Below are 19457 nucleotides of genomic sequence, written 5' to 3' on the forward strand. Positions count from 1 at the left end.
GATTTACTCCGCCGCCTCCAGCCCCTTGATCAACTCCAGCGCCTGCCGTTCGAACAGCCGGCGATAGATGCCATCCGGCCGCTTCACCAGCTGCTCGTGCGTACCTTCCTCGACCACCTTGCCGGTGTCGAACACCAGCAGCCGGTCGAGGGCGCGCACCGTCGACAGTCGATGGGCGATGACGATCGTCGTCCGCCCCACCATCAGCCGCTCCATCGCCTGCTGGATCAGCAGTTCGCTCTCGCTGTCGAGGCTCGACGTTGCCTCGTCGAGGATCAGCACCCGGGCATCCGACAGGAAGGCGCGGGCGATGGCGACGCGCTGCCGTTCGCCGCCTGACAGCTTGATGCCGCGCTCGCCGACCAGCGTCTCGTAGCCCTTGGGCAGCCGCTCAATGAAATCATGCGCATTGGCGAGCCTCGCCGCCGCGATGATCTGTTGGCGATCGGCACCCGGCTTGCCATAGGCGATGTTCTCGGCGAGCGAGCGGTGGAACAGCACCGGCTCCTGCTGCACGATGGCGATCTGCTGGCGCAGCGAGGCCTGGCCGACGTCGCGAATGTCGACGCCGTCGATGGCGATGCGGCCGCCGCTGACATCGTGCAGACGCTGGATCAGCTTGACGAACGTCGTCTTGCCCGAGCCGGAGTGACCGACGAGGCCCACCTTCTCGCCTGGCGCGATGTTGACCGAAAGGTCGTGGTAGAGCGCCTTGGAATGCGCGCCGTAGTGGAAGTCGACGTTCTCGAAGGCGATGCCGCCCGCCTTGATGGCAATCGGCTTCGCGCTCGGCTTGTCCTCGATGCCGAGCTTCTGGTCACCCAGATTGACGAGCTCTTCCATGTCGTTCACCGCGCGCTGCAGGTTGCGCACGTGCTGGCCGACATCGCGCAGGTATCCCTGCAAGACCAGGAACGTGGTGATGACGAAGGTGATGTCGCCCGCCGATGCCACACCCTGCTGCCACAGCAACAGCCCGGCCCCGATGATCGAGGCGCGCAGCACCAGCAGCATGGCGTTCTGGATGGTGCCGTTCAGCGTGCCACGGTTCCAGGTGCGGGAGGTGCGCTTCCGCCATTTGTCGACAACGAGCTTCAGCCGTGATTCCTCACGGTCCTCCGCGCCAAAACCCTTGACCACCGCGTTGCATGAAATGGCATCGGCCAGCGCCCCGCCCATGCGGGTATCCCACTGGTTGGCAAGGCTCGCCGCCGGGGCCACCCAGGTGGTCGAGAGGGTGACGGTCACGGCGATGTAAATGATCGAGCCGACGCCGATCACCAGGCCCATCACCGGCCAGAACAGCCCGAGCATGACGGTCGTCCCCACCAGCATCACCAGCGAGGGGAACAGCGCCATCAGGATCACGTCGTTGAGCTGGTCGAGCGCCCACATGCCGCGGGTGATCTTGCGCACCGTCGAGCCGGCGAACGAGTTGGCGTGCCAGTCCGACGAGAAGCGCTGCACCCGGTGGAAGGCACCCTGGGTGATCTCGCTCATCATCCTGAGGGTCAGCGAAATGATCTGCTGGAACCCGAGCTGACGGATGATCACCGAACCGACGCCCAGCGCCACGATGACGAGAAACGCCGTGACCGCCGCGTTCCAGGCGATCTCGTTGGTTGCCGCCCCCGTCGCCACCGCCTCGACGAGGCGGCCGGCGAAGAACGGCGTCAGGATGTCGGCCACCGTCTCGGTGAAGAACAGCCCCATGATGAGTGCAATACGCTTGGGCTGGCGCCGCCAGTGCCCTGCCGCGAAACCCAGCACCTTGGCGAAGGCCTGGCCGCGGAAATCGATCTTCGAACGAGCCATGTCACTTGTCCGGACGCGCCTTGCAGCCGCGATCCGGTCCCATAAGAAAAGCAAATCTGGAAATGCCGGCAGTGCCGGGAACTAGCGAGAGGGGCCTTGGCGGCCCCCGGGCGACCTAACGGTGAACCGTGGCGAGCCCGAAGAGGCGCGGTCGAGAAAATGCTGTCATATCGCCCCTCCTGAGTGGCTAGTGAAGAAGCCACTCATAGAGCGGTTTGGGGCGCTGAGCAAGCCGGCTAGGCGGCGAGGATGACTATCGCTGGGACCGCGGCGGCGAGGAGCAGCAGCGCGATCGATGAAAAATCAACGTACTTAAGCTTTTCCCTAAGAGACATGGAACTCTCCTTCCGCTCTTGAAACGCTGGAGCGGAAGGCCCGGTTCCCGGATCTGCCGGCGCTAGAACTCGAGTTCCGGATTGGAACCGATGGAGTGCACCGAAAGGTCGGCGCCACGCCGCTGCTGCTCGTCGCTGAGCTTGAGGGTGAGCCGCCGGCTGCTGAGCCAATAGAGCAGGTAGCCGGCGCCGAAGGCATAGGCCGACACGGCCACCGAGCCGACGAGCTGGGTCACGAACGACACGCCGCCCATGCCGCCCAGGGCCTCGAGTCCGAAGATCCCGGCGGCAACGCCGCCCCACAGTCCGCAAAGCCCGTGCAGTGGCCAGACGCCAAGCACGTCGTCGATCTTCAGCTTCTCCTGCGTCCAGCTGAAGCCCTTGACGAAGATCACCCCGGCCACTCCGCCGACCACCAGTGCGGCCAGCGGATGGTAGAGATCGGACCCCGCGCAGACCGCAACGAGCCCGGCCAATGCACCGTTATGGGTGAAGCCCGGGTCGTTCTTGCCGATCAGCACCGCGGCGATGATGCCGCCCACCATGGCCATCAGCGAGTTGATCGCCACCAACCCCGACACCCCGGCGACCGACTGTGCCGACATCACGTTGAAGCCGAACCAGCCGATGGCGAGGAGCCACGTGCCCAGCGCCAGCCACGGGATCGATGACGGCGGGAACGGCCGGCCGCTCGGCCCATAGCGCCCATTGCGCGCCCCGATCCGCAGCACCGCCGCCAGCGCCAGCCAGCCGCCCAGCGCATGTACCTGGATCGAGCCGGCAAAATCGTGGAAGCGCGCGCCGAACGTCGCCTCGAGCCAGGCCTGGATGCCGTAATTACCGTTCCACACGATCCCCTCGGAGAACGGATAGATCAGCCCGACGATCACTGCCGCCGCGATCACCTGCGGCCAGAACTTCGCCCGCTCGGCAATGCCGCCGGAAATGATTGCCGGCACCGCCGCGGCGAACGTTGCGAGGAAGAAGAACTTCACAAGGCTGAAACCCTGCGGCGCGAACCCTGCCCCGCCGCCCGACAGTGTCGCCGCGCTATGAAAGAACGTCACCCCGTATGCGATGGTGTAGCCGATCAGGAAATAGGCCAGCGTCGAGAAGGCGAAATCGACCAGGATCTTGACCAGCGCATTGACTTGGTTCTTGCCCCGCACTGTCCCCAGTTCGAGGAAGGCGAAGCCGCCATGCATCGCAAACACCAGGATCGCGCCGACCAGCACGAAGAATACGTCGAGCCCTGCGGACTCAGCCATTTGAAGCTCCCCCAAAACACCCGGCTCGCATCCGGGCTAATTGGGTGGCAGGCAATCAAGCTCCATGCCAATCCGGTAGGCAGAAAAGAGCTGAGGTTTTTCAGTAGCTTACGCCGCGATGCAAATCGAAAGCGCTCCGCCGCCGGCGAAGTGCTCAGAATTTGGGCGGACAACAGCCCGTCTCTGCCCACATTGTAAGCAGAGCGGCATCAGCCTGGCGGGGCGGACGCCGGCCCGTTGCCGGGCCAGGAAGCCGTTGACCGGGGTGTGCAGCCCACGCGGTTTGCGAGTGGGAAGCCTCTGTGGCGGGCCAAGAGGTACGTGAGCTGCACGCCGCGATCAGCGGGAAGGCAAGAAGGACGGAGAGCCGAGCCGGGCTCGACCCTCCGGCAGTTTCGACGCGGGTGGGAGAGGGAGAGTCCCACCCGCGCCAGAGGTGTTAGTTGTAGGCGTGCTCGCCGTGGCTCGAGATATCGAGACCATCGCTCTCGGCCGACTCGGAGACGCGGGCGCCACCGAACACTGCCTTGACGATCAGCATGGCAACGAACGTCACCACTGCCGACCACACGATGGCGATGACCACTGCGGTAAGCTGGATCACGAACTGCGAGCCGATATTGTAGGCCGCGGGATCGCCCAGTGCGTAGCCGCCGAGCGACGGTGCCGCGACGATCGCAGTGCCGAGCGCACCGATGATGCCACCGATGCCGTGCACGCCGAACACGTCGAGCGCGTCGTCGTACTTGAGCATCGGCTTCAGCGTCACCACTGCCCACAGGCAGACCACACCGGCAACCGCGCCGAGGACAATCGCACCCATGCTGCCGGCGAAGCCGGCGGCCGGGGTGATCGCCACGAGGCCGGCGACGGCGCCGGAAGCAGCACCGAGCAGCGAGGCATGGCCGCGGGTGAACTTTTCAGCGACGGCCCAGGCAAGAGCCGCAGCGGCCGGGGCGGTGATGGTGTTGAGCAGGGCCTGCGCCGCAAGGCCGGTGGCCTCGAGGTTGGAGCCGGCGTTGAAGCCGAACCAGCCGACCCACAGAAGACAGGCGCCGATGAAGGTGAAGGTCAGGTTGTGCGGCGGGATCGGTTCCTTGAGGAAGCCGGTACGCGGCCCGAGAACGATCGCGGCGACGAGACCGGCCACACCGGCATTGATGTGAACCACGGTGCCGCCGGCGAAGTCATACGCGCCGAGGCCGAACAGGTAGCCGCCGCCGAACCACACCATGTGGGCGATCGGCAGGTACGAGAAGGTGAACCACAGCGCGAGGAACAGCATCACCGCGCCGAACTTCATGCGCTCGGCGAAGGCGCCGACGATCAGCGCCGGAGTGATGGCGGCGAAGGTCAGCTGGAAGACGACGAAGGTAAGCTCCGGAATCTCGATGCCGGCCGAGAAGGTGGCCGACTGAGTGGAGGGCGTCACGCCCGACAGGAACAGCTTCGAGAAGTCACCGATGAAGGCGCTGAGGCCACCGTCGGTCGGTCCGTTGAAGGCGAGCGAGTAGCCGTAGATCACCCACAGCAGGGAGACCATGCAGAAGGCCGCGAACACCTGCATCAGCACGCTGAGCATGTTCTTGGCGCGCACCAGGCCGCCGTAGAACAGGGCGAGGCCGGGGATGGTCATGGCGATCACCAGGATCGTCGACAGCATCATCCAGGTGGTATCGCCCTTGTCGACGGTAGCAACCACTTCGGCCGCTGCCGCAGCCGGGGCGGCCGCATCCTGCGCGAACGCAGGCAGTGCGAGAGCCAGCGAAGCCAACGCCGCCGCTCCCAGGACTTTTGACATCTTCAAGTCTGTCATTGTTGTTTCTCCAGAGAGGTGCGTTAGAGCGCCGCCGCGCCGGTCTCGCCGGTGCGGATGCGGGTCACGGCCAACAGGTCGAGCACAAAAATCTTGCCGTCACCGATGCGGCCCGTCTGGGCGCTCTCGCGAATGGCCGAGACGATGGCGTCGGACTGGGCGTCGTCGACAGCGATCTCGATCTTCAGCTTGGGCAGGAAGTGCACGGCGTATTCGGTGCCGCGGTAGATTTCGGAATGGCCCTTCTGCCGGCCATAGCCTTTGACTTCGGTCACGGTCATGCCGTGCACGTCGAGCGAGTTGAGGGCCTGGCGGACCTCTTCCAGGCGCGACGGTTTGATGATTGCGATCACCAGCTTCATGGATGCCCCTTTCGATACGGTGTTTGGACGGTCTCCAATCGGGACAAACAGACTCAAGTGCCGTGCCAAACTGCCGCCACGATTGCCAAGCTTATGATTCTGTTAAGGAAAGACGCTACGACTGCACCAATAGCCCGCCTCGCCCTCCCGTCTTGCCTCGGCCCCTGCCTAGAATTTGTGCAGAATCGTCGCCAATGCTGACACTTTGGGCAGCACTACCGTGGCAAACGAGCCTCTTGCGCGAGCCAGCCTGAAGGTCGACATAGCCGGCAGAGCGGAGTGCATTGATGGCCGACACCAGCTTTGACATCGTGATCGTGGGCGGCGGCCCGGTCGGCCTCACCATGGCGCTGGCGCTGAGCCGCTCGATGAAGGGCCTCCGCGTCGCATTGCTCGATCGCCGCCCGTTCTCCGTCCCCAAGGACCAGCGCGCCTCGGCCATCGCCGCGGGCGTCCGCCGTATCTTCGTCGAGCTGGGCGTATGGACCGCCATGGCGATCGGCGCCGAGCCCGTGCGCCAGATGAAGATCACCGATTCCGGCACCGGCGATATCTCCCGCCCGCTCTTTCTCAGCTTCATCGGCGACGTGGCGCCCGGCGAACCCTTCGCCCACCTCGTGCCCAACCAGCTGGTCGCCGAAACCCTGCTCGGCGCGCTCGGCGACGGCGTCGAGGTCATCGCCCCGGTGGAGATCACCGGCTTCGTCGCCGATACTGCCACAGCCCGCCTCAGCCTCGCCGATGGCCGCACCATCACCGCCCCGCTGGTCATCGCCTCCGATGGTGCGCAATCGGCGCTGCGCGGCATGGCCGGCATCGAGGTGATCTCGCACGACTACGGCCAATCGGGCCTTGTCACCACCATCACCCACGAACTCGACCACGAGGGCACTGCCTACGAGCATTTCCGCCCGGCCGGCCCCTTCGCCAGCCTGCCGCTACCCGGCCGCCGTTCGTCGCTGGTCTGGACCGAGAGCACCAGACGCGCCGCCGAACTCAAGACCTGGCCGAACGAGCAGATTGCTGCCGAGATCGAAGCGGTGATGGGCTCAAGCCTTGGTCGCGTCACCCTCGAAGAAGGCCTGCAGTCCTTCCCCCTGCGGTTGCAGATCGCCAAGAGCTTCGTCGCTCCGCGCCTGGCGCTGATCGGCGACGCTGCCCACGTCGTCCACCCGGTCGCCGGCCAGGGCCTCAACCTCGGCTTGAAGGACGTCGCCGCCCTCGCCGAAGTGGTGATCGACGCCATCCGCCTCGGCCAGGACCATGGCACCGCCGATATCCTCGAGCGCTACCAGCACTGGCGCCGCTTCGACACCGCACTCATGGCGATGGTCACCGACGGCATGGTGCGGCTGTTCTCCAACGACGTCGCCCCAGTCCGCGCCCTGCGCGATTTCGGCATGGGCGTGGTCGATCGCCTACCGCCGGTGAAGGACCTGCTGATCTCCCGAGCCGCCGGCCTCGACCGCAACGGGCCAAAACTGCTGCGCGGGCTGCAGATCTAGCCGCTACCCCAGCAGCGGCAGATTCCGCCCCATGTCGCCCTGCTCGATCTCGCGTGCCTCGTCGAGGCTGAGCATCGGCACGCCGTCGCGGATCGGGAAGGCCAGGTGGGCCGCCACCGAGATCAACTCGGTGGCATCGGCCGATAGCGTCAGCCGGGTCTTCGTCAGCGGGCAGACCAGCATTTCGAGCGTCTTCACATCCACCACGTGGCGGAGGTTGGCTGCTGCTGCTGCCGGCTCCTCGGTCAATTGAGCGGCGAGGCCCGGTTTTCGCCCTTGGCCATCTCGAATTCGGCCATGGCGATCAGCGTCTCGGCCCGTGTTTCCAGCGTATCGGCCTCGAGCAGCGCCTGCTTTTCCGCCGCGCCATAGGGCGAGACCATGGCGCAGAAGTTCACCAGGTCCGCCGTGCCGGTCTTTTCGATCTCGTCCCAGTTGAGGTCGAAATTGCCGAACTCGGCATAGTCCCGCATCATCTTGAGGAAGCGTGGCCGATCCACCGCCTCTTCGCCGAACTCGCGTTCGAAATCCGAGGCGAAGGCATCGGTCGCGATCATGCCGCGCCGGAACGGCGTCATGGTCGGCATTTCCTTGATCAGCTCGAACCGGCAGATGCCTTCGAGGATGACGAAGTACCGGCTGTCCTCGACTTCCTCGAAATGGCTGATCCGCCCCACCGTGCCGATGCGCTGCAGCGGCGCCCGGCCCTTCGGGCTTTCCTCGGACGTGTCGCGCGGCTGGATCAACCCGATCAGCCGGTCGCCCCGGAGCGCATGGTCGATCATCTCGACATAGCGCGGCTCGAAGATATTGAGCGGCCGCCGGGCGTAAGGCAGCAGCAAGGCGCCCGTCAACGGGAACAGCGGCACGCTGGCGGGCAGGTCGGCGGGGGAGTTAGGTCGCTTCAACACGGGCGCCTCCTTGGGCGCGATAGTAAGGTCAGCTGAACAGCAACGCCGACAGCAGCCGGCGACCCTTCAGCGTGGCGGGATCCTTGGGACCCCAGGCTTCGAACAGCTCGAGCAGCTTCTTGCGCGCCCCGTCCTCGTTCCAGGTGCGATCGCGGCGCATCAGCGTCACCAGTGCTTCCGCCGCCTCGAGGCGCTTGCCCTCGGCATTGTATTTCACCGCGAGGTCGAACCGCGCCTGATGGTCGTCGGGGTTCTTTTCGAGCTGTGCGGCGAGCTCATCGGTTTCGCTGAGCTCTGCTGCCTCGCCGAGCAGCTTCAGCGCCGCGACGGTCGAATTGTAGTCGTCGCCCTTGCGCTCGGCTTCCGGCATGGTGTCGAGCACCGCCTGCGCCTGATCCGGCTCCCCGGCCGCGAGGAACACCTTGGCCATCCCGACGATCGCCGCGGCATGGTCTGGCTGGTGCTGCAATACCATGCCGTAGATCTGCGCCGCCTGGTTGAGGTCGCCCACCTTCAGTGCATCGCCCGCGGCCGTCACTGCGTTGGCGATTTCTTCCTCGATCGAGCCAGCCTGTGGCTGGCCGGCCGGGGCGCCCGAGATCACCTTGTCGGCAAAGCGCCGCACTTCGCTCTCGGGGATCGCCCCGAGGAACGCATCGACCGGCCGGCCGCCGGCAAAGGCGAACACCGCCGGGATCGACTGGATGCCGAGCTGGCCGGCGACGCCCGGATTCTCGTCGATATTGATCTTCACCAGCCGGATCTTGCCGGCCTTCTCGTTGATCACCTTTTCGAGGTTCGGCGTCAGTTGGCGGCACGGGCCGCACCACGGCGCCCAGAAATCCACCAGCACCGGCGCCTCGAGCGAGGCATCGATAACGTCGGCCTTGAACGCCCGATCGGTCGAATCCTTGATCAAAGCGGCGGCCGGAGCAGCAGCGGTGTTGGAGGCCGGATTGAGATCATTGAGGGACATACTGTACTTTTCCTGCCGGGTCGGGGCCGGTGAGAGGCCCGTCTTTCCTTGATTTTCTTGCGCCCCGAAGGGTGTCAGACGCAAGCTTTATCACGGCTTTGACGAGACCAGAATTATGGGTTGCAAACCCGCTTTCGATTGGGCATATAGGCGCGCGGTTCGGCGCTGCCAAGTTCCCACAAGGAGCTAGCATCGTAAAGAGCCGATGGAGTGCGGGTGTAGCTCAGGGGTAGAGCATAACCTTGCCAAGGTTAGGGTCGAGGGTTCGAATCCCTTCGCCCGCTCCAATATCCTCCCTGGATTGCAGGGATGCGACAAAGGCCGGGCCTAGTGCCCGGCCTTTCGCATTTCTGGGGGAGCGCTGCCGGAATCCCGGGTGCGCGGCGACTCTCAGCTGTTTTCCGATGGCTTGGGCAGCGGCTCGGAGTGCATTGGTGTCGGTTCGACGATGACTCGGAACCTGAGTGGCGGCGACCGCCAGTCGAACGGCGTTTCGAGCGGGACGATGCAATGGGTCATGAGGCTCTGCTGGTCGGCGTTGACCACCTCGAACACCATGCCCGGCCGCTCCATGCCGACGCATTCAGTCCAGCGTTGAAAGTCGATCCACTCGCTCATCGCTGTTCCCTAGTCTTCCCGGAAGCTGTGCAACACCTGGTCCATCAGCGGCTTCACCAGATAGGCTAGCACGGTGCGGGTATTGGTTTCGAGGAACGCTTCCGCCGGCATGCCCGGCATCAGCCGCGTCGCCGCCCCGAGGCGCTGGCGCTCGGCTTCCGGCACGCTGACCCTGACTTCGTAGAACATGGCGCCCGTAACCGGGTCGTTGGCCGTGGCCGGTGACACCGACCGCACCGAGCCGCGCAGTTCCGGCGTCGTCGGCGCGTCGAGGCCGGTAAATCGCAGCAGCACGTCCTGGCCCACCGAAATGTCGTCCACATCACTGGGGCTGACGCGGACATCGACCAGCAGCTGATCGTTGGCCGGCACGACGAGCATTACCGCCTCCCCCGCGCCGATCACCCCGCCGACGGTCTGCACGATCGACTGGTGGATGATGCCCGAGCGCGGCGCCCGCACCTCCAGCCGCCGCAACCGGTCGTCGGCAGCGATCTGCTTCTGCAGCAATTCCGCGATGTTCGCTTCGAGCGCCTGCAGTTCCTGCAGCACTTCGGAGCGGAAATCGTCCACCACTTGCGCGCCCGCCAGGGCCCGCTCGGCGATCGCCGCTCGCGCTCCGGCGATATCGGTGGAGAGCTTGGCGATGCTGCCCTCGATGGTGGTGCGCTGGCGCCGGTTGGCGTTGGCCCGCGCCGAGTCGGTGAGCCCGTTGGCCAGCAGCTCCTCGAGCCCGTGCCACTCGTCGCTGAGGATCGCAAGCTCGTCGGTGAGGGCCGCGCGCTGCGCCTGCAGCCCCGCCACCTGTTCCTGCAATTGCGCGCTCTGCTCATCGAGCCGGGATTGCTGGCCGGCAAGCGAGGTCCTTCGCGCTTCGAGCAACCGCTCCTGCGTCTCGAAGGCCTGGTTGAAATCCGGACCCGGCGACCAGCCGGTGGCGGCTGGCCGCTCCATGGTGGCCGTTCTAGCGGCTTCCGCAACCAGCCGCGCGCGGGCGGCGAACGCATTGTCGAGCTGCGCCCTGATCACGTCGCGCGACGCCGACACTGCCGTGCCGTCGAGCCGCAGCAGCAGCTGGCCCTCGGTCACCACGTCGCCGTTGTGCACCAGGATTTCGCTGACGATGCCGCCTTCCTGATGCTGGATGCGCTTGCTGCCGCCCTCCACCACCACGATGCCGCCCGCGACCACCGCTCCGGCAATCTGCGTCGTCGCCGCCCATAGCCCCAGCCCGCCGACCACGGCCACGACGACGGCAAAGCCGACGAGGCCGTGCCGCCCCAGGCTTGCGGAAGCCATGCCTTCGAGCGTTTCGCTAGCCATTGGCCACCGCCACGATGCTGCGGACGTTCGATGCCGGTTGGGTGATCTGGCGCAGCACGTCGTCCTTGGGGCCAAACGCCTGCTGCCGCCCGCCCTTGAGATAGAGCAGCTTATCCGCCGCCGCGATCGCCGCTGGCCGGTGCGCCACGATGATCACCACCGCGCCGCGGGCCTTGGCGGCGCGCACCGCTTCGGTCAGCGCCGCGTCGCCCTCGGCATCGAGGTTGGAGTTGGGCTCGTCCAGCACCAGCAGGAACGGATCGCCGTAGAGCGCCCGCGCCAGCCCGATGCGCTGCCGCTGGCCGGCCGACAGGGCGGCGCCGCGCTCGCCGATCTGGGTGTTGTAGCCCTCGGGCAGGCCGGCGATGAGCTCGTGCACCCGCGCCCCATGGGCCGCCGCGAACAGCGCGGCCTCGTCGTCGCCGGCCCGGAACCGCGCAATGTTCTGCGCGACGGTCCCGGCGAACAGCTCCACCTGTTGCGGCAGATAGCCGACGCTGCGGCCGAGTTCATGCGGGTCGAAATGGTCGAGCTCCGACCCATCGAGGCGAACCGCGCCGTACAGCACCGGCCAGGCCCCGACCAGCGCGCGCGCCACCGACGACTTGCCCGAACCCGAGAGCCCGAGCACACCCATCGCCTCTCCGGCGCTCAGATCGAAGGAGATGCCCTCGACAAGCCGCGTCCGCGCGCTGGGTCCGGTCGACAGCTGGTTGACCGCGAGTGAGCGGCGCGGGGCCGGCAAGCTTACGCCGGGCAGCTCGATCCGGGACGCCGCCAGCGCGGTTTTCAACCGCTGCCAGGCCTGCCGGGCGCCAATGAAGCTGCGCCATTGGCCGACGATTTGCTCCACCGGCGCCAGTGCCCGCGACGAGATGATCGACGTTGCAACCATCAGCCCGCCTGAGATTTCGCCGGCGATCACCAGATAGGCGCCCGTCGCCAGCACGCAGGCCTGCAGCAGGAAGCGGGAGGCCTTGCTCAGCGACGCGTAGAAGCCGTTCCGGTCGGCGGCCTGCTGCTGGGCCCGTGACAGCTCGCCGCTCGCCACGTCCCAGCGCCGCGCGATCGCCGGCAGCATCCCCATGGCGACGACGCTCTCGGCGCTGGCCCGCGCATCGTCGGACTGCACCTGCCGCCGCGCCGTCGCCGCAGCGAGTTCGCGCGAGGGCCGCTGCGACATGAACTCGTTGATGACCAGCAGCACCGTCATCACCAACGCACCGCCCAGTGTCACCCAGCCGAGCACCGGATGGAGCAGGAACACCGTGGCGAGGTAAATCGGCATCCACGGCAGATCCAGCAGCGCCACCGGACCGGAGCTCGAGAGGAATTGCCGGATGTTGTCGAGGTCGCGCACCGGATCGGCCGGCGTTACCGCCTGCACCTGGAGCCTGCCCCTGAGCCCCGCCTCGAAGGCCAGCGGCGAAAGCTGCGCATCGACCAGGCTCGCGAAACGGGCAGACATCCGCGTCCTCAGCGTTTCGATCAGCGCGTAGACGCCGTAGAGCGCCACCACCAGCAGCAGCAACGCCCACAGCGTCGGCAACGAGCGGCTGGGCAGCACCCGGTCATAGACTTGCAGCATGAAGAGTGGGCCGACCAGCATGATCAGGTTGGCAAGCAGGCTCACCAGCACGAACGCGGCGAGCGGTCCCGCGGCGCGCACCGATCCCCGCAAAGCCGGGGCCGCACCTGCTGATCGCCCTGACATGGTGTCCGTGGGTCCCATGTCTAGAGGATGAAATCGCCGGCCGCGAGCACCGCCAGGCCTTTGACGGCGATCTGGAAGTCGGCGATGCCGTCTCCGTTGACGTCGCCGGCGACAAGCCCGCCGGTGAAACTGAGCTGGCCCGCCTTCTTGGTGAAGGCACCCGAGCCGATATAGGTAAACGCCTGGTCGCCTGCCAAAGTGGTGTTGGCATCGATCGCTTTCAGGTCGATCTTGTCGGTCAGCGACAGGAAATCGGTGATCGTATCCCGCCCGGTCATAGGGCTGTCGCTGGTGGCAACGAATATGAACGTGTCGAACCCCAGCCCGCCGGTGAGGGTGTCGGCGCCCGCATCGCCCTCGAGCTTGTCGTTGCCGATGCCGCCAATCAGGGTGTCGTTGCCACCCCGCCCCTGCAGCGCGTTGGTGCCGCCCATGCCGTTTATGACATTGGCGCCATCGTCCCCCCGCAGCACGTCGTTGAAAGCGCTGCCGGTGAGATTCTCGACAAAGAAGAAGGTGTCCCCCGCCGCCTCGCCGGTGTTGACGCTCGGGGCCATCAGGTCAACCGTCACCCCGGAGACCGACAGCGACAACAGGCTGTTGAGCAATGCCGCGCTGTAGTCCGCCGTGTCGACACCGTTGCCGCCCTCCAGCCGATCGGCACCTGCACCGCCGTTGAGGACGTCGTTGCCGTCACCGCCCACCAGCACGTCATTGCCGGCGCGGCCATTGAGCGTGTCGTTGCCGGCAAAGCCGCCTAGCCCGTTGGCCGCGCTGTCACCTGACAGGCTGTCGTCGAAATTGCTGCCGATCACCTGCTCGATCGAGGAGTACGTATCGCCGGTTGCTTCGCCGCCATTGAGCGAGGGGCTCGCGAGATCGACCACGACGCGGGCTGTCGCCTCCAGGTACGACACCGAGTCGAGGCCGTTGCCGCCCTCCAGCCGGTCGCCACCGGAGCCGCCATAAAGCAGGTCGTCGCCGTCGCCACCGGTCAGGGTGTCGGCGCCGCCGTTGCCCCACAGCGTATTGTCGGCGACGTTGCCGACGATGGTGTCATTGCCGGACCCGCCTTCGGCGTTCTCGATGAGCGAGCGCAGGTCGCCATTGTAGAGCAGTGCGTTGGCGATGTTGCCGACCGCCAATTTGGAACCGTTGGTGGTCAGCCGCGCCAGTTGCTCGGAGGACGTGGTCGTCCAGGCGCCCGGGTTCAGGTCGATCTTCAGGTTGGTCGAGTAGTTGGAGAGATCATAGGTATCGACACCGCCGCCATCCCATACCGTCATCAGGATACGGTTGCCGCCCGGCGCCCCCTGCCCGACGCCGTTGATCGACATCTGCCCGGTGGTGGGGCTCCAGGTGTAGACCGAGCTGCCGGCATTGGTGGTGAAATTGGCGCCGTACATGTGCTGGATCGCCGCGATGTCGTACATCATCAGCGTCTGGGCGAAGCCCCAGGTCTCGTTGGTATAGTTCTGCAGCGGCGCCCCGACATAGGAGCGGTAGCTCATCACCGTGTACTCGATCGAGTCCCGGCTCGAGGGCATGTTGTTGTCTTGCGGGTGCTCGAGGCCGAGCGCGTGCCCGATCTCGTGCAGGAACGAGATGTAGGCGTAGTTGCCCTTGACCGGGCTGTTGTAATAGCCGGTCGACTTGTTCATCCACACGTCGCCGCCCGAGGCCGCGGTGCTGGGATAATAGCCCCATGCCGTCGCAGGCAGGTCCGACATGGCCACACGCAGGTCGCCATGCGTGGTCGAGGACTCCGTGACTTGCGTGAAGGTGAGATTGGCAATCGCCGCATAGGAGGCGAATGCTGCCTTTGCCGCCTGGATCTGTGCCGCGTTCAGGGCACCGAAATTGCTTGAGGGCTCGCCTGAGCTGTAGCTCCCGTAGAATGACGCGCTGGTCGGGAAGCTATAAGTGAGGTTGGACGTGCCCCACTTATAGTCGCCGAGGATGCCGTCGACATAAACATTGCCTGATCGCGAAACCGAAGACACCGAAGGCAAGGTCACTCTCCACATTCGATTCGCTCTTAGCGGAGCGATGCGGAGATTAAGAACCAGTCCCGGGCGATGGGAAAACTTGTTGTACTTTGTACTATATAGGTTGAAATGCAATAGTATTGACTACGCAGTTATTCCTATCCGAGTGTGGTGGACACTAGTTTCGCCAGTTCATGCCCTTATTTCTTACCGAAACCACGCCCCGAACACCCGAATGACAAAGGCCGGCCAAGCCGCCCGGCCTTTCGCATCGTCGGCGCCCTCCGCACGTCGCCGCCCGCGCCAACCAAGCTAGCGCCCGAGCGCTGCCTGCTCCGAAGTGATCCGGTCCATCAGCGGATCAAGCTCCGTGTTCACCGGCGCGTTCGACGCCAGCCGCTGCTTCAGGAAGCCGATCGACTCCGCCAGCACCTCGTCGAGATCCTCCGAGCATTTGAAGTCGCCGGCGACGCGCTTCACCTTGGAATTGTCGAACAGCGCCGACCAGGTCTTGTCGCCGATCAGCGGCCCTTCCCAGTCCTTCTTGTAGGCAACTAGCGTGTCCGACGGCACATGCACGATGTCAGGCGTGAGCCCGACGCCCCGACCGATCGCCTTATAGATGTCGTCCCAGCTGTAGGCGCGGTCCGAAGTGATGTGGAAATCCTCGCTCAGCGCCGCGGCCTTGCCGAACAGGTTGACGAACGGCACGGCGAAATCCACCGAACGCGTCAGCGTCCAGGGCGAGGTGCCGTCACCCGCAACGATCACGGGCTTCCCCTGCTGCATGCGGCGGATGACGATGTCGCCTTCGCCCATCATCGTCGGCAGCCCGGTGCGCACCGTGTGGCTCGGCCGGACGATGGTCCAGGGCAGGTTCTTCGACGCCTTCAGCATCGCTTCCGACGCGATCTTGGCCTGGCTGTAGCCCCAGTAAGGGTTCACCGTCGGGGTCTTCTCGGTGATGATGTAATGCCGCGCCGGCTTCTCGTAGACCGAGGCCGACGAGATGAAGATGTACTGCTTGGTGTTGCCGGCGAAGGTCGCGATGTCCTCAGCCATCTGCTCGGGCGTGAACACCATGAACTGCGCCACCACGTCGAACTTATGCGCGCCCAGCGCTCGATAAGCCGCCTGGTCCTTCATGTCGCCGACGATCGAGGTGACGCCCTTGGGCAGCGCCGCATCGCGCTGGCCGCGGTTGAACACGCTGACCTTGTGCCCCTCGGCCACCGCGCGCTCGACGCAGGGCAGCGAAATCTGCCCGGTACCACCGACGAAAAGAACGCTGAGACTCATGAAATCCTCCCTCAAGTATGAGGGGCGCACCTCATCATCCGCTCGCCGCGACTTCAATGCTCCATATGAACGATAATGCACCTGCCAGGATCAGTCCCGCTTCACCTTGCGGATCGCTCCGGCCTGCGGATCGTAACCGCGCGCCGCGAGGAAGAACGCCACGGCGGCGCAACCCGCGACGACGCCGAGCGAGGTGAGGTTCAGCCGCCCGTACATGGCGAAGCGGATCAGCTCCACCGCATGAGTGAAGGGGTTCGCGACGCTGAGCCAGTAGACGATCTCCGCCCCGGACTCGCGCAGCTTCCACAGCGGGTAGAGCGCGGAGGAGAGGAAGAACATCGGGAACACCACGAAGTTCATCATCCCGGCAAAGTTCTCGATCTGCGGCGTGTAGACCGAGACCAGCAGCCCGATCGAACCCAGCATCAGCCCCGCGAGGATGATCGCCGGGATGGCGGTGAGATAGCCGAAATCCGGCACGCCATAGCCGACGAGCTTCGCGACGATCAGGAACGCGTACGCCTGCAGCAGCGCCAGGATCGTCGCCCCGGTGATCTTGGCGAAGAGGAGGAAGCCGCGCGGCAGCGGCGTCACCAGCATCACCCGCATCACCCCGGCCTCGCGGTCATAGACCATCGACAGCGCCGACTGCATGCACTGGAACAGGATGACGATGCCGACCAGCCCCGGCAGGATGTACTCCTGGTACGGCGTATAGGTCTGGTACGGCGGCACGATCGAAACGCCGAGCAGGTCATGCAACCCCGTCGCGAACACGACCAGCCACAGCGCCGGCCGCACCAGCGCCGAGAGCAACCGCTCAGTCTGTCGCAGGAACTTAGCGATCTCCCGCCAAGTGATGGCGTAGACCCCGAGCCACAGATGCTGAACGCTTACAGACACTTGTGCTCCGGCTCGTCGGTGCCGAGCGTATCGAGCACGTTGGTCTGGTGCAAAAACCCTTCGAGCGGCGCCTCGGCGATGACCGCGTTGTGCGTCGCCAGAACGATCGGAAAGCGCATCTGCCCGTCCCACGGCCGGAAGTTAAGCTGCACGCCCTTGGCCCCGTCGATCTTCAGCCGGTTGCCGCGAATGTAGTCGGCGGTCTTCTGGTACTCGCCGGTGCGCGCCTTGGCGTAGGCGGTAACGATGGCCTTGGCGGCGATCCAGGTCGACCAGTCCTGCCCGGTCATCCGCCGGCCGCCGGTCAGCGTCTCGAAGCGCGAGGTCACCTGAGTCGAGCCGTCGCGGTCCCAGCTCCACTGCCATTCGGCGGCGACGAGCCCGGTCGATCCCACCACCAGCCGCGGCAACTGCGTGTCGTAGGGCAGGTAGCGCGAGAACTCGCCCTGGTGGTCGGCGACGAACACCACGTCGTAATCGGCGTTGCCGGTGATCAGCAGCGAGTTGTTCTTCTCGCGGTTTGCCGGGTCGGTGGCGAGGGTGAACTCGCGCTCGTCGACGATATTGAGCCGCTGCCGCTCGGCGGAGGCGCGGAACGCCACCGCCATCGCCTTGTCGCGCGGCTCAGCGCCAACCAGCATCAACACCTTGGTCCAGTTGCGTGTGCGCAACAGCTGCACCATGGCGTCCGACAGCATGCGGTCCGACGCTGCAGTGTGCAGCAGGTTCGGGTAGCACCGCTGCCGCAGATAGTCCTCCGGCGCCGTGGCGTTGAGCAGCGTCACCGGCCACTCGCGCATCTGCCCGGCCACCTGGTCCACCAGTTCGGCCGGCAGGTCGAGGATGACGAACTGCTCGCCCGCCTTCCCCATGGCGTCGACCTTGGCGACCAGCGAGGCTGCGTCGGTGCCCTCCTGGTGATCCAGCACCACCTGCTGGTCCACCGCGTCCGACACCACCTTCATCTCCTCGACACCCATCGTCGCCCCGTCGATCGGGTTGCCGCCGGGAGCGATCTCGATGCGGGTGTAGACGAGGTCCGGATGGTAGCGCGGGTCGTCCTTGAGGCCGAGATAGCCGATCTTCACTTCGGCACAAAAGGCGGGGGCGCTCAGGAGCAGCGACGCCGCCAGGGGGAGGAGCCCGAGGAACTGTTTAGTCATCGATCACCACCGAATGCGGCACACGCCCAACCGGTACCGACTGGATCGGCTTCATCGAAGCCATGTCGATCACCGTGATGTCGTCCGACAGCCCGTTGGCCACATAGGCCCGCGTCTCGTCGCTGCTCAGGTCCACCGACCACGCGCGCTTGCCGACCAGAACGTACTGCAGCACGTCGTGCGTCCTGCCATCGATGATCACGACATGGTTGGCGCGGCCGAGGCTGAGCAGGATCTTCGTTCCATCCCTCGTCACCGCCATCCCCACCGGGGTCACGTCTTCCTCGCGGAAGCCGGGCGGCACGAAGATCAGGCTGTCGCCCTTGATCTCGTTGGTCGCCGTATCGATGATGTAGATCTCGCTCGACAGCTCGCAGCTCACCCACAGTTCCGTCCCGTCCGGCGTCAGGATGAAGCGGCGCGGCCGGGTGCCGACGAGGATGTTCTTGGTCACCGCGCCGGTGGTGGTGTCGACCACATGCACCATGTCCGCCACCTCCGAGGTGACATAGGCGGTCTTGCCGTCCGGCATTACCAGCACACCCTCGGGCTCGGCGCCGGTCGGGATGTCCTGGATGGAAACCCGCGTCTCCATGTCGATCGCCTCGAGCCGCGAGTCCTCCTCGTTCGAGACGTAGATGATCTTCTCGTCCGGCGAGAACGCGAACACTTCCGGCGATGGCCCGGTGGGGATCGAGTCCACCACCTCAAGCTTAGCGACATCGATTACGTCGATCGCATCGTCGTCGCCACAGGCCACGTAGAGCAAATCCTTGGCCGCGTTGAGGTGCATGTCGCGCGGCCGGCGCGAGGTGGGAATGCGCTTGATCACCGCCAGCGATTGGTCGAGCACCACCACCTCGTTGCCCTTCTCCGTGGACACGAAGATGTTGCCCGTCCCCTTGGCGAGGACCCGCGGCACGGGGCTCGACGCCAGCAATGCCGTCGCCGTCGCGACGAATGTGCGTCGGGTGAACATCATTTGACGATGAACTTCCCCTTCAGCCCACGGTTATCGTAGCCGGGGACATAGATCTCGTACTCACCCGGCCGGATCGGCACGAACGAGATGTTGAAGGTGCCGGCATCGTCGAACTCCACCGAGTAGAGCCCGTAGCTCTTCACCTCGAGGTCGTTGACGACGATCTGGTTGATCCACGAATTGCGGAACAGCTCTGGCGCCACCACCGAGATTTCCTCGTTGCCGTCGGAGGTGATGTCGAGCTGGTAGTACTTGCCGGTTTCGAGCTCCCACACGTCCTGCGAAAACTTCAGGTCCACCGTGTTGATCTCGAGCGTCAGGTCTGTGCCGTTGGCCGCGAGGTTGCCTTCGGCCTGCGCCGCGCCGGCCAGCATCAGTACGGCGGCAGCAGCTGCAAAAATCGTCTTCATTATGCGGGTTCCAATAGGCGGTTTTCGATCAGCGGTATCGCAATTTACAATCCGCTTTCCGCCGGAGCG

The 19457-nt window shown here is 65.4% G+C and carries 17 protein-coding genes and 1 tRNA gene; 2 read left to right on the forward strand and 16 right to left on the reverse strand.

Annotation, left to right across the window (positions count from 1 at the left end; all coding sequences use genetic code 11):
* Window positions 1-3 precede the first annotated feature (3 nt).
* From AC1DYL_RS09955 to AC1DYL_RS09970, 4 genes are all read right to left on the reverse strand, one after another.
* Window positions 4-1815 carry an ABC transporter ATP-binding protein gene (locus tag AC1DYL_RS09955; protein ID WP_477173005.1) on the reverse strand — a complete coding sequence of 604 codons (1812 nt, stop codon included), beginning with the start codon at window positions 1813-1815 and terminating at the stop codon, window positions 4-6.
* 397 nt (window positions 1816-2212) lie between these two features.
* Window positions 2213-3418, reverse strand: coding sequence for an ammonium transporter (locus AC1DYL_RS09960; RefSeq protein ID WP_477148353.1), 1206 nt, complete (start codon window positions 3416-3418; stop codon window positions 2213-2215).
* Between the two features lie 439 nt (window positions 3419-3857).
* Window positions 3858-5234, reverse strand: a complete 1377-nt coding sequence (locus AC1DYL_RS09965) for an ammonium transporter (RefSeq protein ID WP_477148354.1) — start codon at window positions 5232-5234, stop codon at window positions 3858-3860.
* Between the two features lie 23 nt (window positions 5235-5257).
* Entirely contained in the window at window positions 5258-5596 is a 339-nt protein-coding gene (locus AC1DYL_RS09970) for a P-II family nitrogen regulator (protein ID WP_055046886.1), read from the reverse strand.
* A 287-nt stretch (window positions 5597-5883) separates the two neighbouring features.
* Here AC1DYL_RS09970 and AC1DYL_RS09975 point away from each other — a divergent pair, with 287 nt between their 5' ends.
* Complete coding sequence (locus tag AC1DYL_RS09975) at window positions 5884-7101, forward strand: FAD-dependent oxidoreductase (protein ID WP_477173006.1); 1218 nt, start codon at window positions 5884-5886, stop codon at window positions 7099-7101.
* Window positions 7102-7104: 3 nt separating this feature from the next.
* Here AC1DYL_RS09975 and AC1DYL_RS09980 read toward each other — a convergent pair whose 3' ends face one another.
* The 3 genes from AC1DYL_RS09980 to AC1DYL_RS09990 are packed head-to-tail and all read right to left on the reverse strand — an operon-like array spanning window position 7105 to window position 8988.
* The gene (locus AC1DYL_RS09980; protein ID WP_477148506.1) at window positions 7105-7308 is read right to left on the reverse strand and encodes a Trm112 family protein; all 204 of its coding nucleotides are present in this window, start codon (window positions 7306-7308) and stop codon (window positions 7105-7107) included.
* Window positions 7309-7346: 38 nt separating this feature from the next.
* Window positions 7347-8012, reverse strand: a complete 666-nt coding sequence (locus AC1DYL_RS09985; RefSeq protein WP_477148356.1) for an LON peptidase substrate-binding domain-containing protein — start codon at window positions 8010-8012, stop codon at window positions 7347-7349.
* 28 nt (window positions 8013-8040) lie between these two features.
* The gene (locus AC1DYL_RS09990) at window positions 8041-8988 is read right to left on the reverse strand and encodes a tetratricopeptide repeat protein (RefSeq protein ID WP_477173007.1); all 948 of its coding nucleotides are present in this window, start codon (window positions 8986-8988) and stop codon (window positions 8041-8043) included.
* Between the two features lie 212 nt (window positions 8989-9200).
* Between AC1DYL_RS09990 and AC1DYL_RS09995 the strand changes: the two genes are divergently transcribed.
* Window positions 9201-9275 (forward strand) — tRNA-Gly (locus tag AC1DYL_RS09995).
* A 103-nt stretch (window positions 9276-9378) separates the two neighbouring features.
* Here AC1DYL_RS09995 and AC1DYL_RS10000 read toward each other — a convergent pair.
* From AC1DYL_RS10000 to AC1DYL_RS10040, 9 genes are all read right to left on the reverse strand, one after another.
* Entirely contained in the window at window positions 9379-9606 is a 228-nt protein-coding gene (locus AC1DYL_RS10000; protein WP_477173008.1) for a hypothetical protein, read from the reverse strand.
* Between the two features lie 9 nt (window positions 9607-9615).
* Window positions 9616-10929 carry an HlyD family type I secretion periplasmic adaptor subunit gene (locus tag AC1DYL_RS10005; protein WP_477173009.1) on the reverse strand — a complete coding sequence of 438 codons (1314 nt, stop codon included), beginning with the start codon at window positions 10927-10929 and terminating at the stop codon, window positions 9616-9618.
* A complete protein-coding gene (locus AC1DYL_RS10010; RefSeq protein ID WP_477173010.1) occupies window positions 10922-12598 on the reverse strand; it encodes a type I secretion system permease/ATPase in 1677 nt (558 codons plus the stop codon). Before AC1DYL_RS10010 ends, AC1DYL_RS10005 begins: the two co-directional genes overlap by 8 nt.
* 65 nt (window positions 12599-12663) lie before the next feature.
* Window positions 12664-14646 carry a M10 family metallopeptidase C-terminal domain-containing protein gene (locus tag AC1DYL_RS10015; RefSeq protein WP_477173122.1) on the reverse strand — a complete coding sequence of 661 codons (1983 nt, stop codon included), beginning with the start codon at window positions 14644-14646 and terminating at the stop codon, window positions 12664-12666.
* Between the two features lie 297 nt (window positions 14647-14943).
* Complete coding sequence (locus tag AC1DYL_RS10020; protein WP_477173011.1) at window positions 14944-15930, reverse strand: SDR family oxidoreductase; 987 nt, start codon at window positions 15928-15930, stop codon at window positions 14944-14946.
* A 90-nt stretch (window positions 15931-16020) separates the two neighbouring features.
* Window positions 16021-16833, reverse strand: coding sequence for an ABC transporter permease (locus AC1DYL_RS10025; protein ID WP_477173012.1), 813 nt, complete (start codon window positions 16831-16833; stop codon window positions 16021-16023).
* Complete coding sequence (locus tag AC1DYL_RS10030; RefSeq protein WP_477173013.1) at window positions 16824-17996, reverse strand: type 1 periplasmic-binding domain-containing protein; 1173 nt, start codon at window positions 17994-17996, stop codon at window positions 16824-16826. Before AC1DYL_RS10030 ends, AC1DYL_RS10025 begins: the two co-directional genes overlap by 10 nt.
* Entirely contained in the window at window positions 17989-18978 is a 990-nt protein-coding gene (locus AC1DYL_RS10035; RefSeq protein WP_477173014.1) for a PQQ-dependent catabolism-associated beta-propeller protein, read from the reverse strand. The genes AC1DYL_RS10030 and AC1DYL_RS10035 overlap by 8 nt, the downstream gene beginning before the upstream one ends.
* Window positions 18975-19388, reverse strand: a complete 414-nt coding sequence (locus AC1DYL_RS10040; RefSeq protein ID WP_477173015.1) for a cupredoxin domain-containing protein — start codon at window positions 19386-19388, stop codon at window positions 18975-18977. The genes AC1DYL_RS10035 and AC1DYL_RS10040 overlap by 4 nt, the downstream gene beginning before the upstream one ends.
* Between the last annotated feature and the right edge of the window lie 69 nt (window positions 19389-19457).

This window comes from Devosia sp. P1_H9 (genome assembly GCF_056405135.1).

What these genes read in the sequence shown, in the direction of transcription:
- AC1DYL_RS09955 (WP_477173005.1), bottom strand. Translation starts at nt 1,815, where the DNA reads ATGGCTCGTTCGAAGATCGATTTCCGCGGCCAGGCCTTCGCCAAGGTG.
- AC1DYL_RS09960 (WP_477148353.1), bottom strand. Translation starts at nt 3,418, where the DNA reads ATGGCTGAGTCCGCAGGGCTCGACGTATTCTTCGTGCTGGTCGGCGCG.
- AC1DYL_RS09965 (WP_477148354.1), bottom strand. Translation starts at nt 5,234, where the DNA reads ATGACAGACTTGAAGATGTCAAAAGTCCTGGGAGCGGCGGCGTTGGCT.
- AC1DYL_RS09970 (WP_055046886.1), bottom strand. Translation starts at nt 5,596, where the DNA reads ATGAAGCTGGTGATCGCAATCATCAAACCGTCGCGCCTGGAAGAGGTC.
- AC1DYL_RS09975 (WP_477173006.1), top strand. Translation starts at nt 5,884, where the DNA reads ATGGCCGACACCAGCTTTGACATCGTGATCGTGGGCGGCGGCCCGGTC.
- AC1DYL_RS09990 (WP_477173007.1), bottom strand. Translation starts at nt 8,988, where the DNA reads ATGTCCCTCAATGATCTCAATCCGGCCTCCAACACCGCTGCTGCTCCG.
- AC1DYL_RS10000 (WP_477173008.1), bottom strand. Translation starts at nt 9,606, where the DNA reads ATGAGCGAGTGGATCGACTTTCAACGCTGGACTGAATGCGTCGGCATG.
- AC1DYL_RS10005 (WP_477173009.1), bottom strand. Translation starts at nt 10,929, where the DNA reads ATGGCTAGCGAAACGCTCGAAGGCATGGCTTCCGCAAGCCTGGGGCGG.
- AC1DYL_RS10020 (WP_477173011.1), bottom strand. Translation starts at nt 15,930, where the DNA reads ATGAGTCTCAGCGTTCTTTTCGTCGGTGGTACCGGGCAGATTTCGCTG.
- AC1DYL_RS10030 (WP_477173013.1), bottom strand. Translation starts at nt 17,996, where the DNA reads ATGACTAAACAGTTCCTCGGGCTCCTCCCCCTGGCGGCGTCGCTGCTC.
- AC1DYL_RS10035 (WP_477173014.1), bottom strand. Translation starts at nt 18,978, where the DNA reads ATGATGTTCACCCGACGCACATTCGTCGCGACGGCGACGGCATTGCTG.
- AC1DYL_RS10040 (WP_477173015.1), bottom strand. Translation starts at nt 19,388, where the DNA reads ATGAAGACGATTTTTGCAGCTGCTGCCGCCGTACTGATGCTGGCCGGC.